Here is a 15,341-nt window from a genome sequence, read left to right as displayed (position 1 = left end):
TCGGAACAGCCACTTTTGGCCCGATGATACCATTGGCGTAGGTGACACAAGCCCCGGCACGGTGTTGGATATGTGCAAATTGCCAACGGGCGCCTGTCACGATCAGGGGTTAATAGTTGGCTCCGATGTCGGATGGCGCCAGTTGCACTGCGCCAGTTGCACTGCGCACGGCTTATATCGTGATAATTCTTGATCATGGGCTGGGGTGTATGCGGCCGGCGTGTTACCGACCGCATAAGCTATACCTGCGAGCCTAGTTCAGCGCGTTGATAATGACGATTTCTCGTTCAAGGTTTTCTTTCTCTGTGCCTGTTGCCGTAGCGAGTTTTGCTTCACGAACGGCCAGTGCTTCGGCTTTTTCTTCTTTGGTGTTAAAATGTAAGCCTTTTACGTTGATCGCCGCAACGTTGGTATAACGCCCGTCGTCGCTACTTGGTACATCAATTTGCTTGCTGTTGACCAAATCTTTAATGATATTGCGTGTGTTAGTGTCAATATCTAGACCTTTTAACTGCCAGCGAGCCATAGGTTTGCCGGTATAAACGCCACCTTTTTCCTCTGTTAGATAGCGAATAGTCATATTTCTGATGGTACCTTCTTCTTCACCATAAGCTTGTTCTGAGTCGAACAGCACCGGAAAATCTTTTCCTTCTAACGCGCCACCTGCTTTGGTCAGGTGCCCCATTCGATAACTATTCATCCCGAGGTTTATCTCGGTTGTATTGGTAATTGGCTGTCCATCAGCAAAGGCTAAATCTGTTATGCGTTTTCCTGCCGGTTGAGTAAGATCAATGGTATAGGTGACTCCCGCAAAAAAGTCATTGGTTGAGTATTTCGATGCGCGACGTTCAGGGTTAAAGCTATAGGTGACATCACCCGGTTTGACTGAGTTGAAATAGTCAGCGGACCATTCCATATATTTGCGTAGATCTGCCCCGGTCATTTGATAGACAGTAATTTCGCCGCCAGCATATTGATAGTTATAGGCGATATCTTTTGCTTTAATCGGACCGACGTTTAGCTCGGCATTGTCATTATCAATTTGCAGAGCAATCACGTTGGCTTTTGGTGCATAGAAAAAACTGGCTTCTTGGAACAGTGCACTAATGCCAGTATCTTGAATGTGAACTTGCGGGATCCCTCGGATCTCATTCTGGGGGACCAAATCCACCCCTCTTAATTCCGCGACTTCGCGGTTTGCCATCGCACGAAGGCGTTGGTGGTAAGGCTGGTACAAGGTTTCCATTTCTGGATCTGACGCTGTGCCTTTAATTTTATAAGTAAAACTATCTTTGTTAACCAATGTGTATTGACCGTTTTTTTCCTCAAACGAGAGATCAATACGAGATAGAGCACGACCGTATTTATCCGGCTCAGTCACGATCACACCATTAACAACTGCTTTATCAATGCGAGTATGCATATGGCCGGCGACAATCGCATCAAGTTCTGGATTGGCATTGGCAATATCTGTGACCCCGGTATTCGCAATGTCGTTTTCATTATCCAGGCCCATGTGGGCGACTAAGATAAGAGCGTCGACATCATTTTTGAGTGTCTCGACCACTTTTTTAACTTCCAGTGAAGGGTTGGTAAAGGTCACGCCTTCGAGTCGCCCGGTGCCTTCGGCAAAGACTTGTGTCATCGGTGTATCCATACCAATTACACCCACTTTGATGCCATTTCGCTCGATGATGGTATGAGCGGGTAAAAAAGGGTTGCCGTCAGGTCGTTTAATATTGCCGCCGAGTGATTGTCCCTCAAATTGATCGAGCGAGCGCTGCAAAACATCCAAGCCAAAATCAAACTCGTGGTTACCCATGACCCATACATCATAATCCATTTGGTTAAAACCAAGCATCATTGGACTTGTCGCTTCACCCTTAAACGTCTCGACAAAGTTACCTTGAATGGTGTCACCCGCATCGACCATGATGACGTTTTTGTTGGTGCTACGAATATCCGCTACCTTGGTCGCGATCTGGCTCAAACTGCCACGCATATTGAGTTTGTCTGCCGCGTAATCCCATGGCATGAAATGGCCATGTAAATCTGATGTGCCAAGGATAGTGACATTATGCATATCCCCATCAGCGGCAAGAGTGGGGAACGAGAGTGAGAGCATGATCAGACTAGCGAGTGCGTTTTTTTTCATCAGAGAGTACCTGTTTAAAAAGTTAGGCGAACCTTAAGGGAAATGAGCACTACATAGAGTGACTAGAGTCATGCTTTTGGATTGTTAATATCAGTGTGTTACATTTTTATGAGATGTTGCACGCTTTCAACAATATCAGGGATAGAACAATGCCTGTGACAACGAAGATCATGCTTTAATTTTATATTAATCAGATGCTTGAGGTTTTTTTGTCTTTTTCTTTTATTTTTCAAAGCCGATGAAATGATTCTGTCCTACGCTGAAATTGAACAATTTTAAGTAGATATAAATGTGATAGAGGCGGTAGGAATGGGTATGAACATCAATAACACCATGAAATTAGTATTTTTTATTATTGGTGCAGGCATTGTGGTGAGTTTTTTTACGATCGTTCAGCTTAATGGCTTGATGAATAAAGTCGATGAAATGGCCCAGATCCGATACGAGTCTTATCAAACGGCCGATGAATTAAGACAAAGCTCTGATGACTTAACGCGTCTGGGTAGAACTTACACAGTTACCGGCAATGAAAAGTATGAAAAAATGTATAACGATATTCTAGCCATTCGTAACGGTGAGAAACCTCGGCCTGTTAACTATCATACGATCTACTGGGACTTAGTGTTAGAACATGGTCAAAAACCTAAACCAGATGGCCAAGCTATTTCGTTAAATCAACGGATGAGAGATTTAGGCTTTACCGAGAAAGAGTTTGATTTACTCAAAAAGGCTCAGGCCAATTCTGATGGGCTGGTGAATATGGAAGTCAAAGCCATGAACGCGGTTAAAGGACTATATCCGGACAGCAGCGGTAATTATACCGTTCGAGGAGAGCCCGACAAACAAATGGCGATTGAGCTATTGCATAGCTCGCAGTATCACCAAGAAAAAGCAAAAATCATGAAACCCATCGAAAGCTTTTTTATTGCGTTGGAACAGCGAACGGATGCACAGTTCAACGAGGCAGCATCTAGTGTCAAAAAAACGGTGCTCATCGGCAATATCTCGTTAGCAGTGGTGATCGTAATTGCGATTTTGGGATACATCATCACGAAACGAACGGTTGTTAATCCAATCGATAGGATGGCATCCACGCTAAAAAAAGTAGATGATAATTCAGATCTTACGTTGCGAGTCGACGATAGTAAAAAGAATGAAATTGGAACCATTGGTAATACTGTTAATAAAGTTATCGGAAGTTACTCATCGACGATTAATAAAATTAATGACGTTAATCATATGATCGCTCAGATTACGGATAGTTTGGTCGATATTACCAGTAAAAATGCCAAAATATCTAACCAGCAAAACCAAGAGCTCGAGATGGGTGCCACGGCCATGGAAGAAATGACCTCCGCCCTTGCCACGGTGGCGGAGAACACCTCCATGGCAGAAAAGTACGCAGGTAGTACTGAGAAAGAAACCACCACTAGTAAAGATGTGTTCGATAAAACCATGGTCGAGTTTGGCAGTTTAGAAACTGAATTCAAAAAGACATCAGAGGTGATCCAAGAGCTTGCCGATGAATCCACTAATGTGGGTAATGTGCTTGATGTGATTAAAGGCATTGCAGAGCAAACTAACCTCTTAGCGCTAAACGCAGCCATCGAAGCGGCGCGAGCAGGCGATCAAGGTCGTGGCTTTGCGGTTGTGGCCGACGAGGTGAGATCTTTAGCGCAACGGACACAAAAATCTGCTGGAGAGATTGAAGAAATGATCGGTGGTTTGCAAGGTAAGGCGGAACAATCAACACAGACTATTCGTGTTAACGCAGATAAGATTGCATCGACACGTGACAATATGACCACCGCAAACGAATCGCTTGGCACGATCAAAGAATCTGCGATAGAAATCCATCGACTGAATTCATCGATTGCATCGGCCACGGAAGAACAGCTTTCTGTCAGTGATGAAATCTCGAGCAATTTATCAAACATAAAAACCTTATCAAGCGATATGCATGAAGCGATTGATCAACTGGGCCCGATTGTGTCTGATTTAAAAGATAACGTTGACGCATTGAACGGTGCTATTCAGGATATTCGTACCTAATTGACAGGCGATGACTGTTAACCGGATTGCTCGAGTGAGCAATCCGGTTTTGTCCAAACGCTCATACGTTCTCTCATTGCAATGAGATCTACCGACAAACACTGACACACTCGTACATTCTCACGACAGCCTTTTTTCTACTTGGTGATTATAGTCAGCCTTCTTTAACGCGTTTTTGCCTGATCAGCAAACCAAAACTGGCCTCAAATGAGGCCAGTTTTGCTCGTATTAAACCTTTGAATGTGCAAGTGTTATACGATACGTCGCCGAAAGATGCGATGACCAACGGCATTGAATAATGCGCCTGCCACAATTAATCCACCACCGAGATAGGTCCAAATTGAGGGCACTTCATTAAAGATCCATACCCCAAGCAAGGTTGAGAACACAATTTGTATATAGGCATAAGCAGACGCTTCACCGGCTTGTTGGGTTTGCATGGCTTTGGTGAGTCCATACTGGCCAACCTGGGTAAATACACCGACTAAAACCAATAGCAATGTGAGCGATAAACTTGGCATCACGAACTGTGGCCACATCAGCACGGTCGCGACGGGTAGGGCAACCATGGGAAAGTACAAAATAATTACCGAGCTGTCTTCGGTGCGGCTGAGTTTACGCACAATCACATAAGCCATTGAGCTGCCTAATGCCCCCAGAAGCGCAATAATCACGCTAAACGTGGGCAAGGCCTCCGCAATATTACCGTTAAGGTTAGGTTGCACCATCACGTAAAGCCCGATTAAACAAAGCGCAATACACACCAACGTGGCGCCTTGTAATCGCTCTTTGAGTAACACCAACCCAAGCACAGCAGTAAACACCGGGTGAGTGTATTGCAAAACAGTGGCTTCGGCTAAGGGTAAAGTCGTGACCGCATAATACACACACATCAGCGCGGCTGTACCGAGTACACCACGCAGCAACAGGAGTTGCTTATTGTTACCCCATACCGACAGGCCTTTACGTTTTACATCGGTGTAGCTGATGATGAGCGACACCAGTGCTCGGGCGGCGACAATCTCAAATACCGGGATACCATTGACAGCCACGTATTTCACACAGGCGGACATCAAGGCAAAGCCAAGCGCAGACAGAAGCATAAAGCGGATCCCAACTGGGATCGCAGAGAAAGAGAAGGCAGGCATAATCATACAAACTTAAACAACAGGGCGACTATGATAACGCGTCTCGGTGCGCTTTGCTTGATGATTCGATAAATAAACGCGCGTCAGCGATTGCCGCGCGTTGTCGTTGTTTAAACTGCCGAGGCATGCGGCGACGGAGTGATTTAATCGGTGTTTAAGTAACGTCGCGCTATGGCCAAAGTTGGGTTAGCGAGCTTAGCAATCCATCGCTCGCACCTTGTTGGCCCAAATAGTCGAGCACAACCGGCACAAACTGCTTTAACGTGGTCGCGTCGATACCAAGTTTTTCTGCTGCACGATACACATCACCCATTGAACCGATGCCACCCGCACTCGCATTGTCTCCGAGTAATGACGAAAGCGACGATAAATCAGGGCGTAAACTTGCAAGCTCTTGTTGATCGCTGCCGGTGAGGCCATTCGCTGCCATGGTGAGTAAGGCCCCGGCGCCACCTGTTGCTTGAGCTGGGCTCACATCCACTTGTTCAGTGATCGATTTAACGAGCGGAGATTGGCTCACCTCATCACCGGCAAATTGGGTTGCCATTTGCGTCATCACATCAGTGGTTTTATCGCCCTGGCCGAAAAGGGCATAGCTCGGAGTGGTAAGAAGAAGACTGGAAAGCGTTAACAGTGTGGCCGCGTATTTCATGATCCCTCGCTTGTTATAAAGAATAAGCACGTTACTCTAGGTATAGCGGGACTTGCCGCTGAATGGAAGCCAATCAGCGGCAAATTCAGGCTCAGTCTTATGATCAAGCCACCGCACGTACTTTTTCTAAGTGGGCGAGATACTCATCGTAACTGCCGTTAAAGTGGATCAATTGCTGGTCTTTGATCTCAATGATATCGGTCGCCAATGAGGAAACAAATTCACGGTCGTGGCTGACAAAAATCAAAGTGCCTGGGAATTGCTCTAGGCCTTTATTGAGTGATTCGATGGCTTCCATATCCATGTGGTTGGTGGGTTCATCCATCACAATCACATTGATATCTTGCATCATCAGCTTGCCGAACATCAGACGGTTTTTCTCGCCCCCTGAGCAGCTTTTGGCTTTTTTGTTCACATCATCTGCTGAGAACAACAAGCGACCCAAAATGCCACGAACAATCAAATCATCATGCTTGGCCGTACGCCATTGCGACATCCACTCAAACACGGTGAGATCGTTATCAAACTCGGCACTGTTATCTTGCGCACAGTAACCAATGGATGCGTTTTCTGACCATTTAATTGTGCCTTCGCTTTGCGCAAGCTCGCCCACTAAACAACGCAACAGGGTGGTTTTACCCACACCATTTTCGCCAATAATCGCCAGGCGCGATCCTGCTTCAAGTAAAAAGTGACCGTTTTTAAATAAAGGTGTCTCGTCAAAGGTATGACCAACCTCGCGTAATTCGACCGCTTGACGGTGGAGCTTTTTGCTTTCGGTAAATTGAATGTAAGGGTGCACGCGACTGGACGCTTTGACTTCATCAAGCTGGATCTTTTCCATGCGTTTGGCGCGTGAACTGGCTTGCTTAGCTTTAGAGGCATTAGCACCAAAGCGATTTACGAAGTCTTGCAGCTCACTGAGCTCCGCTTCTTTTTTCGCGTTGCTCGACAACAGTTGCTCGCGTGCTAAGCTAGATGCGGCGACAAAGTCATCGTAGTTGCCTGGATATACACGTAGCTCGCCAAAGTCGATATCGGCCATGTGGGTGCACGTGGCGTTCAAGAAGTGACGATCGTGAGAAATGATAATCATGGTGCACTGGCGCTGTTGCAGCTCACCGGCCAACCAGTTGATGGTATGAATATCCAAGTTGTTGGTCGGTTCATCCAACAGCAAAATATCAGGATTCGCAAACAAAGCCTGGGCAAGCAGCACCCGTAATTTCCAACCCGGTGCCACTTGCGACATCAGGCCAAAGTGCAGCTCTTCTTCAATCCCCGCTTGCAGCAGAATATCGCCAGCACGGCTCTCGGCGGTATAACCGTCCATTTCCGCGAACTGGCTTTCTAGCTCTGCGACGGCCATGCCATCTTCTTCGCTCATTTCCGGCAAAGAATAAATGCGCTCACGCTCTTGTTTGATTTCCCACAGCTTGCGATCGCCCATCATCACCGCATCAATCACTGAGTATTGCTCATAGGCAAATTGATCTTGGCTAAGCTCGCCCAAGGTTTGTCCTGGCGTGATGGACACATTGCCTGCGGTAGGCGTGAGCGCGCCACTCATGATTTTCATCAAGGTGGATTTGCCACAGCCGTTGGCTCCGATCAATCCGTAGCGGTTACCGTTACCAAATTTGGCAGAGATGTTTTCGAATAGCGGCTCGGCACCAAACTGCATGGTGATATTGGCGATTGAAATCAAAAGACGTTCCTAGCGAATGTGCTCAACCAGGGCGTGTAGTCATGCCAACAAAGCATCTGACTCACGGCCAAGCGAGGAGGGTGTAAAGATAAATATGACTGAGCGCGCATTGTACAGAAGTGTGATTGAATTAACAGATTAACCTGAAAAAACCAAGGCCAATATCGCTGGCCTTGGGGACACGGATTACAAATACCGCCCTTGAATATACTCGCGGAAGTGGGCGGGGTTGAGGGTTTCGCCGGTGGCATCCTTGAGTATGTTATCGGTTGAGGTAGTGCTGGCGCGTTGCCAGATATGTTGGGATAACCAATCAAAAATGGGCGACAGGTTACCGCTGGCGATAATGCCATCCACATCCAGTTGCTGGCGCATTGCTTGCATCAATTGCGCGGCATACAGGGCACCCAAGGTATAGGTGGGGAAGTAGCCAAAGCTGCCATCGGTCCAGTGAATGTCTTGCATGCAGCCGTTTTTATAGTTGCCGGCGGTGCTGAGGCCAAGGTATTGCTGCATGGCGTTGTCCCAACGCTCAGGAATATGATCAACTTCCATGTTGCCACTGATCAGATCGCGCTCGATGTCATAGCGCAGCATGATGTGTGCCGGATAGGTGACCTCGTCGGCATCGACACGAATATAACCGGGCGCGACTTGCGTTAACACGCGGTGGAAATTCTCGACATGAAAGGCGGGATCGTTTTGGCGGTTAAAGGCAGATTTAGCATGCTGACAAATCAAGGTAGCAAATGCTTCACTGCGGGCCAGCTGCATTTCAAAAAACAGGCTTTGGCTTTCGTGCACGCCCATCGAGCGCGCTTGGCCCACTGGTAAGCCTGCCAGGTCCTTAGGCAACCCTTGTTCATAGCGCGCATGGCCGGTTTCGTGGATCACGCCCATTAATGCCGAGGTAAAATCTTGCTCGTCGTAGCGGGTGGTAATGCGCACATCAGTGGGCACGCCGCCACAAAATGGGTGGGTGCTGACATCGAGACGACCCTGTGCAAAGTTAAAGCCCAACTGCTGCATCACCTGCTCACCCAAGGCTTTTTGTTGTGCTTGGGTAAATGGCCCTTTGGGCATAAGGGGCGGCTGTTGCGCTTGCTTGTCGACTACCGCCTGGATGGTCTCCGGTAGCCATGCTTTAAGCGCACCAAATACCTCATCGACACGATCAGCGGTCATTCCTGGCTCGTAGAGGTCGAGCAGGGCATCGTAAGGCGCACAACCGTTTTGGTCCGCACGAATATGGGCTTCTTCGCGCGTCAAGGCCACCACTTCTTTTAAATTTTTGGCAAAGCCTGCCCAATCGTTATCTTGACGTTGTTGGCGCCAAGCATGCTCGCATTTGGCACCCGCTAAAGATTTGGCTTTGACCAAGGTGTCAGGCAATACGCTGGCTTGCTGCCACTCGCGCTTCATCTCTGCCACGCTCGCTTTTTGCGTCGGTGTCAGTTGCTCCAATTTATCGTCCAGCTCTGCTAACCAGTCACTAAGCTCAGGTTGGGTGCTTTGTTGATGGCAATAAAGCGCGAGCTCTGCCATCGCGTCGGCACGGGCTTGATTCCCTCCATCTGGCATCATGGTGGCTTGATCCCAACCGCAGATTGCGGCAAGGTGCTGAAAATGTGACAGCCGTTTGAAGTGGGCTTCGAGCTTATTGAGTGGTTCCATGATGACTTCCTTGTTAACAACATTGCCGGATATTCTGGCAATTTGTATGAAAAAAGCAAGGCAGCCACTACCGTTCTGTCAGGTTATGCAATAAAGGAGTTTGCAACGTCATGTATCTATTTGGGTACGGGAGTTTAATGAATCCGGCGTCACGGGCGCTGACCGGTGAATCTGGATGGACGTGCCCGGTTACCGTGACCGGGCTAAGTCGTCATTGGAGCAATGTCAGTGAGGCGTTTATTTCGCCTTTGGTGGTGTTACAAGGTGAAGGTCAATGTAATGGGGTGCTGGTCAGCATCGATCCACAGTCATTGCCCGACTTTGATCGCCGAGAGGCAGGCTATCAGCGGTTACAGTTAGCTGAATCAAACATCACTCTGCCCGAAGACGTGACGCTTGATGGCCCCGTGTACGTATATGTTGCCGATACGCAGCGTACCCCAGACGTAGACAAGCCGATTGCCCAATCCTATGTCGATACGGTCATGGCAGGCTGTTTACGCTACTCAGCGGATTTTGCCCGCGCGTTTTTAACCACCACTCAGGGATGGGAAGGCGCTTATCATAACGATCGCGCCGAGCCAAGGTATCCACGGGTGGCAGGAGTGAGCGATCAAGATAGAGTAGACATCGATCGGTTGATGCAGGCGCACTTGACCGCTTTTACAGCGCGCGGTTAATCTGTCATTGATTGTTCATGACAAGAAAAGGCCACCGACAATGCGGTGGCCTTTGCGTATTTATATTTGCATATTTATATGATGCGATCGTCGATGTGATTAATTCACTTCCACATAAACGAACTCTGGCGAAGTGACTTCCACGCGGCGGTTTTTCGCACGACCGTCGGCAGTCTCGTTACTGGCGGTTGGCGCTGACTCGCCTTTGCCCATCACGGTTAAGCGCTCAGCCGCAATGCCCGCGTCTAAGAAGACATCCGCAACGACTTGTGCACGCTCTTCAGAGAGTGTTTGGTTATAAGCGGCAGGCCCTTGGCTGTCGGTATGACCCACAATCGTCGCTGTGGCTTCTTCATGCTTAAGCAACCGGTCAACTAATGGCTGCAAGGAGGCGACCGCTTGCTCAGATAACGTTGCCTTATCAAAGCCGAACATTTCGGTTTCGCCGGCCTCTGAGAGAACAATTGATTGCGGCTCGGCAACCGGCTCTGGCTCTTGAACGGGCTCTGGCTCTGCCATAACTGGCTCTTCAACCATTGCTTCAGTCATTGGCTCACTGGCGGTGCGGCCAAAGTGATAGGTCATCCCGACGGTGACGAGGTTATTATCAACGCTTGAGAAATAGCCATCATCCATATCATTGATGTGTTGGTATTCTAGGCGAAGGTTGAGTTTATCGGTGGCTTGGTGATCAACACCGATCGCGCCCATCAACGACACATCGTCGCGATCACCGGCATTGCTGTTAAAGTTCCACATCGCGCCGCCCACTTTCCCGTACAGTGCGGTATCGGGCTTAACGTGATACGACAATTTGGGGGCAAGTGTCAGCGCGGTGAGATCGCCCGATGCTTTACCAAAGGTATCGAATTCAGTGTCAAAGCGACCTAAATAATCATAGGTGCCTTCAAGCGCAAACCAGTCATTGAAATCATAACCAGTAATGATACCCGCCCCGAGCTCTTGATCACCACAGTCGGTGTCAGACACACAGCTATCTTCTAAAAACGACGGCCCAATACGACCCCCCATGTAAAGACCACTGTCTTGCTGTGCATAAGCTGCGGGTGCGACGGCCAGTAAGAGGCCGAGACCTGTCACGACTTTTTTCATGCCACTCTCCTAATTAAGGATATGAAGTATCTTATTTTACGCATTGTGAATGCTTGTTATTGAGTCACCTTAGACCATGCGATCGCAACTGCCAGCGAGTTGGGCAGACGGAACATAGATAATGTGACATGGATCCTAGGCTAGACCTGAGAAGCGTGTAACACAATAGGCGACAAGCGATTTGACCATGATTTGACGTATTTAACACAAGTGTCTTATTGGTGGGAAAATGCTGACAGAGGCCGGACAAATCGCCGGCCGTTTTCACGTGATGAGAGAGTATTAAAGGGGCGTTGGTTATTACAGAATTGTGGTTATGATTTTGTGTTACCTGTTAGGCGCTTTTGTGGGCCTTGACCGCTTACAGGGCGACTAACTGAAATTTCGCGGCCCTTTTTCATGCCACGTTCGTAGTCATCGGTCATTGCCGCCATGGCGTCTTTGAGTTGCTGCTTAAATGTCTCTCGGTCAATGTTGGCGAACTCTTTATCAATATAGCTTTTGATCTTATCGTCGCTGTCTCGGGCATCAAGCTGTGGCAATTTGTCGAGCGCCCCCTCAAGCCAGCCCGTCGTGAAGGACTGAACACGGCGGGTGACTTGTTGGGTGCTGGTGCCTGAGCCTGCGAAGCTGTGACGAAACTGGCCAATATGCTCATTCATATCGCGATACACCACATCAAATGCAAACGCCGCGAAAATAGCCCGGTCGGCATCACCGATAAATTCAGCCTGCTTGAGCCCTTTGTGGTTGACCAATACACACTCGACGCCAAAGCGACTATTGATGCCGCGGATAATTTTTAAGATCGATTGGTTAATAGACGCTGGCAATAGCTTCTCAGAGCGCGTTTTACCCATACTGATGAAGTCAATGTCGTCCTGATCGAGACCATGCTTCCGCATCAGCCGCTCGGCCATTTTAATCGCTTGCGCCGCCTCGTTGACATTGGCGGAATTGCTGAGCTCTAGACATTTAGCAATTTTTTTGAGCGCTTTGCTTTTCGGATCTGACATTCATACTTCCCGATAACGAACAAACGCGCATTGTATCGCGTCCGCAAGCGACAACAAAGGCGAGATTATAATGGGCGTCTCGGCGGAGCACGTTGTTTGGCGGTCACGCGTGTAAAAAGAGGGCCAAAACTGTTTATCTATACAGTAATTAGCCACGTTTGTTACACTGTCCTTATCATTCACACGATCCATATCGATAACGCCTGTGACTTCATCGACTGCGCCCTATATGCAGCAAGGGTTTGTGATCACGCGCCAGCAGCGTGATTGGGGCCATACCTCAACCATTGTTTTATGGCTTTCCACGCCAGAAGGCCCGATCAAACTCTGTATTGACGATCAGCACAGTGTGTTTTTTGTGCCGTTGGAAGAAAAAGCGCGGGTGGAGGCGCTATTACCTGCTATCGATCCCAATGCCTATTGCAAACCGGTACCGCTAACAACCTTCCAACATACGCCTGTTGCAGCCTGTTATTTCACCAGTGTTAAACGTGCCCGAGAAGGCCAGAAGGTGATAACGGGGGCCGCTATTGCGCTTTATGAAGGGGATTTACGCTTGGCCGATCGTTATCTGATGGAGCGCTATATTTGTGGCAGCTTGTTGTTTACCGGTCAGGCCCGTCAACGTCAGGGCTACCTAGAAGTGACGCAAGGCAAAGCGAAGCAAGCAGACTATACGCCCACGCTTCATCATGTCTCGTTGGATATCGAGTGTTCACAAAAAGGTCAGCTTTATTCGGTGGGGTTAGACAGTGAAAAAGACAGTCGCGTGATCATGGTCGGTGCGCCTCAGAACGATGCCCCGGCGTGGATAGAGTGGGTGGATAACGAAGAGGCTTTATTGGTCGCCCTGGAGCGTTGGTTCGCACAATACGATCCAGACGTAGTGGTGGGCTGGAATGTGATTGATTTTGACTTTCGCCTATTGGTTAAACGCGCGCAACGCTACCAGCGTGATTTACGCCTTGGTCGCGGCGGGGAACGCGCTTTTTGGCGTGATGGTGGTAGCAATAAGCCGGGCTTTATCAGTTTAGCCGGGCGGGTGGTGATTGATGGGATTGATGCGCTAAAAACCGCGACGTATGGGTTCCGATCTTGGGCGCTAGAGGCGGTTGCACAAACGTTATTAGGCGAGGGGAAAGCGATTGATGATCCGCATGATCGTATGGCCTCGATTAATCGCATGTTTCATCAGGATAAAATCGCGCTTGCGACTTATAATTTACAAGATTGCCGTTTGGTTAACCGAATCTTTGATCACACTCACTTACTCGACTTTTTAATCGAGCGCTCGCGCTTAACCGGGGTAGAGCTCGATCGCGTGGGCGGCTCGGTAGCGGCATTCACTAACTTATTTTTACCGCGTTTGCATCGTTCCGGTTATGTCGCGCCTAATCTAGCCAGCGAAGGGTGGATCGCGAGCCCTGGTGGTTATGTGATGGACTCCAAACCCGGCTTATATCACTCAGTGCTGGTGTTGGATTTTAAATCGCTGTATCCCTCGATTATTCGTACCTTTCTTATTGATCCGCTTGGACTTATCGAGGGGTTAAAAGCACAAGAGGCCGGTCAGGAAGCCGACACGGTCCCTGGGTTTCGAGGCGGTGTTTTTCATCGAGAAAAGCACTACTTACCGGCATTGATTGATGAGTTGTGGCAAGCGCGTGATCGGGCGAAAAAAGCCGGTGAAAAAGCGTTTTCGCAGGCAATTAAAATTATCATGAATTCCTTCTATGGCGTGTTGGGCTCATCGGGGTGCCGTTTTTTTGATCATCGCTTGGCATCATCGATTACCATGCGCGGGCATGAGATTATGAAGACCACTCGTGAGTTGATTGAAGCACAAGGCTTTGAGGTGATCTACGGTGACACAGACTCTACCTTTGTGTCATTGGGGGGAGAAAAAGCAAGCGAGGACGCCGATGCCATCGGGCGAAAGCTTGTTAGCCATGTGAATCAGTGGTGGTCTCAACACTTGCAGGAAACCTATGGTCTCGAATCCTTGCTGGAAATTGAATACGAAACCCATTATCAACGCTTTTTAATGCCCACCATTCGTGGGCAAGAAACCGGGAGTAAAAAGCGTTATGCAGGACGGATCGTCAATCCTGATACCGGCGAGTCTCATTTGGTCTTTAAAGGGTTAGAAACGGTAAGGACGGATTGGACACCATTGGCGCAACAGTTCCAGCAACAGCTTTATCAACGTGTGTTTGATGGTGATGATGTCGATGCTTTTATTCGCGATGTGGTCGCCTGTACGCAACAAGGGGAGCGTGATGCCGAGCTGGTGTATCGTAAACGGTTACGACGCCCGATTGCGGAGTATCAGAAAAATGTGCCACCGCACGTGCGTGCCGCGCGGCTGGCTGACAGTGAAAATCAAAAACGTGGCCGCCCTGAACAGTACCAACGGGGGGGGTGGATTGAGTATGTGATCACGGTTAATGGGCCTGAGCCGTGTATGTATCGGTGTAGCCCGATGGATTATCAACATTATATTGATAAACAGCTTAAACCGATTGCTGATGGCATCCTGCCGTTTATTGGTAAAGAGTTCGACACCTTGGCGCTACCGCAATTGGGGTTGTTCTAAGCACGCTTGATCGTTTGTCTTGTTCGGGCAGTTTTTAACGCGCGACTTGCAATTGTGTCTGCCACCCGCTTGAATGAAAGAATCAGCAGGGAGGATGACGTGGAACAGCTCGATTTCTTCGAGGTGCCGAGTCCGTGCAAAGGCATCTGTCAGGTCAATAACAAAGGTTACTGCAAAGGGTGCTTTCGCAGTCGCGATGAGCGCTTTTATTGGTATGACTTTACCAACGAGCAAAAGCGCAATGTGGTTCGCTTATGCCACCAGCGTTATTTGCGCATTATGCGTGCCAAACGCCAACAGACACAGGAAACCGCCTTAGAGCCGGAAACTCTTCCACATCAGCCTTCGCTGTTTGATGAATGACGATTTAGCAGAAATAGCTTTAGCTTGTGCGAATATCCGAATCTCGTGTTACCAATACACTCGCTTTTATATGATTACCTAGTTATTTAATTGACAGTGATATTACTTACTGGAATAAAAGCGACGGAGATTGTAATCGTTGGTAAGAGGATAGTGTAGGAGTTGCTTTGAGTTGCGTTACGTC

11 protein-coding genes are annotated in these 15,341 nt (G+C 48.5%); 4 read left to right on the top strand and 7 right to left on the bottom strand.

Annotated features, from left to right (window positions below; all coding sequences use genetic code 11):
- Positions 1 to 253: 253 nt before the first annotated feature.
- A complete protein-coding gene (locus tag HLG76_RS01010) occupies positions 254 to 2,155 on the bottom strand; it encodes a bifunctional UDP-sugar hydrolase/5'-nucleotidase (RefSeq protein ID WP_175992910.1) in 1,902 nt (633 codons plus the stop codon).
- A 315-nt stretch (positions 2,156 to 2,470) separates the two neighbouring features.
- Here HLG76_RS01010 and HLG76_RS01005 point away from each other — a divergent pair, with 315 nt between their 5' ends.
- Complete coding sequence (locus HLG76_RS01005; RefSeq protein ID WP_175992909.1) at positions 2,471 to 4,207, top strand: methyl-accepting chemotaxis protein; 1,737 nt, start codon at positions 2,471 to 2,473, stop codon at positions 4,205 to 4,207.
- Positions 4,208 to 4,458: 251 nt separating this feature from the next.
- On the opposite strand, the gene HLG76_RS01000 is transcribed toward HLG76_RS01005, so the two are convergent.
- The 4 genes from HLG76_RS01000 to HLG76_RS00985 form a co-directional block, all read right to left on the bottom strand.
- A complete protein-coding gene (locus tag HLG76_RS01000) occupies positions 4,459 to 5,355 on the bottom strand; it encodes a DMT family transporter (RefSeq protein WP_025744670.1) in 897 nt (298 codons plus the stop codon).
- Positions 5,356 to 5,524: 169 nt separating this feature from the next.
- Positions 5,525 to 6,007 carry a DUF2780 domain-containing protein gene (locus HLG76_RS00995; RefSeq protein WP_175992908.1) on the bottom strand — a complete coding sequence of 161 codons (483 nt, stop codon included), beginning with the start codon at positions 6,005 to 6,007 and terminating at the stop codon, positions 5,525 to 5,527.
- Positions 6,008 to 6,110: 103 nt separating this feature from the next.
- Positions 6,111 to 7,715: an ABC-F family ATPase gene (locus tag HLG76_RS00990; RefSeq protein ID WP_077669059.1), complete on the bottom strand. Its 1,605-nt coding sequence runs from the start codon at positions 7,713 to 7,715 to the stop codon at positions 6,111 to 6,113.
- Between the two features lie 186 nt (positions 7,716 to 7,901).
- Positions 7,902 to 9,389 carry a carboxypeptidase M32 gene (locus tag HLG76_RS00985; RefSeq protein ID WP_175992907.1) on the bottom strand — a complete coding sequence of 496 codons (1,488 nt, stop codon included), beginning with the start codon at positions 9,387 to 9,389 and terminating at the stop codon, positions 7,902 to 7,904.
- A 110-nt stretch (positions 9,390 to 9,499) separates the two neighbouring features.
- Here HLG76_RS00985 and HLG76_RS00980 point away from each other — a divergent pair, with 110 nt between their 5' ends.
- Positions 9,500 to 10,069 carry a gamma-glutamylcyclotransferase family protein gene (locus tag HLG76_RS00980; protein WP_077460591.1) on the top strand — a complete coding sequence of 190 codons (570 nt, stop codon included), beginning with the start codon at positions 9,500 to 9,502 and terminating at the stop codon, positions 10,067 to 10,069.
- A gap of 99 nt (positions 10,070 to 10,168) precedes the next feature.
- Here the strand turns inward: HLG76_RS00980 and HLG76_RS00975 are convergent, their stop codons facing one another.
- The gene (locus HLG76_RS00975; RefSeq protein ID WP_077577205.1) at positions 10,169 to 11,182 is read right to left on the bottom strand and encodes an outer membrane beta-barrel protein; all 1,014 of its coding nucleotides are present in this window, start codon (positions 11,180 to 11,182) and stop codon (positions 10,169 to 10,171) included.
- Positions 11,183 to 11,496: 314 nt separating this feature from the next.
- The gene (locus HLG76_RS00970) at positions 11,497 to 12,198 is read right to left on the bottom strand and encodes a DUF2786 domain-containing protein (RefSeq protein ID WP_175992906.1); all 702 of its coding nucleotides are present in this window, start codon (positions 12,196 to 12,198) and stop codon (positions 11,497 to 11,499) included.
- A 229-nt stretch (positions 12,199 to 12,427) separates the two neighbouring features.
- Here HLG76_RS00970 and HLG76_RS00965 point away from each other — a divergent pair, with 229 nt between their 5' ends.
- Positions 12,428 to 14,794 carry a DNA polymerase II gene (locus tag HLG76_RS00965; protein WP_175992949.1) on the top strand — a complete coding sequence of 789 codons (2,367 nt, stop codon included), beginning with the start codon at positions 12,428 to 12,430 and terminating at the stop codon, positions 14,792 to 14,794.
- A 99-nt stretch (positions 14,795 to 14,893) separates the two neighbouring features.
- On the top strand, positions 14,894 to 15,157 hold the full coding sequence (locus HLG76_RS00960) for a DUF1289 domain-containing protein (RefSeq protein WP_077679058.1): 264 nt from the start codon (positions 14,894 to 14,896) through the stop codon (positions 15,155 to 15,157).
- The last annotated feature ends 184 nt before the right edge of the window (positions 15,158 to 15,341 follow it).

It is taken from the genome of Salinivibrio sp. EAGSL, assembly GCF_013366455.1.
Classification (GTDB): Bacteria; Pseudomonadota; Gammaproteobacteria; order Enterobacterales; family Vibrionaceae; genus Salinivibrio; species Salinivibrio costicola.
Note: the sequence above shows the minus strand (reverse complement) of the source record. Positions and strands in the feature narration are given on the sequence as shown.

What these genes read in the sequence shown, in the direction of transcription:
- HLG76_RS00980 (WP_077460591.1), top strand. Translation starts at nt 9,500, where the DNA reads ATGTATCTATTTGGGTACGGGAGTTTAATGAATCCGGCGTCACGGGCG.
- HLG76_RS00995 (WP_175992908.1), bottom strand. Translation starts at nt 6,007, where the DNA reads ATGAAATACGCGGCCACACTGTTAACGCTTTCCAGTCTTCTTCTTACC.
- HLG76_RS01000 (WP_025744670.1), bottom strand. Translation starts at nt 5,355, where the DNA reads ATGCCTGCCTTCTCTTTCTCTGCGATCCCAGTTGGGATCCGCTTTATG.
- HLG76_RS01005 (WP_175992909.1), top strand. Translation starts at nt 2,471, where the DNA reads ATGAACATCAATAACACCATGAAATTAGTATTTTTTATTATTGGTGCA.
- HLG76_RS00975 (WP_077577205.1), bottom strand. Translation starts at nt 11,182, where the DNA reads ATGAAAAAAGTCGTGACAGGTCTCGGCCTCTTACTGGCCGTCGCACCC.
- HLG76_RS00985 (WP_175992907.1), bottom strand. Translation starts at nt 9,389, where the DNA reads ATGGAACCACTCAATAAGCTCGAAGCCCACTTCAAACGGCTGTCACAT.
- HLG76_RS00970 (WP_175992906.1), bottom strand. Translation starts at nt 12,198, where the DNA reads ATGTCAGATCCGAAAAGCAAAGCGCTCAAAAAAATTGCTAAATGTCTA.
- HLG76_RS00965 (WP_175992949.1), top strand. Translation starts at nt 12,428, where the DNA reads ATGCAGCAAGGGTTTGTGATCACGCGCCAGCAGCGTGATTGGGGCCAT.
- HLG76_RS01010 (WP_175992910.1), bottom strand. Translation starts at nt 2,155, where the DNA reads ATGAAAAAAAACGCACTCGCTAGTCTGATCATGCTCTCACTCTCGTTC.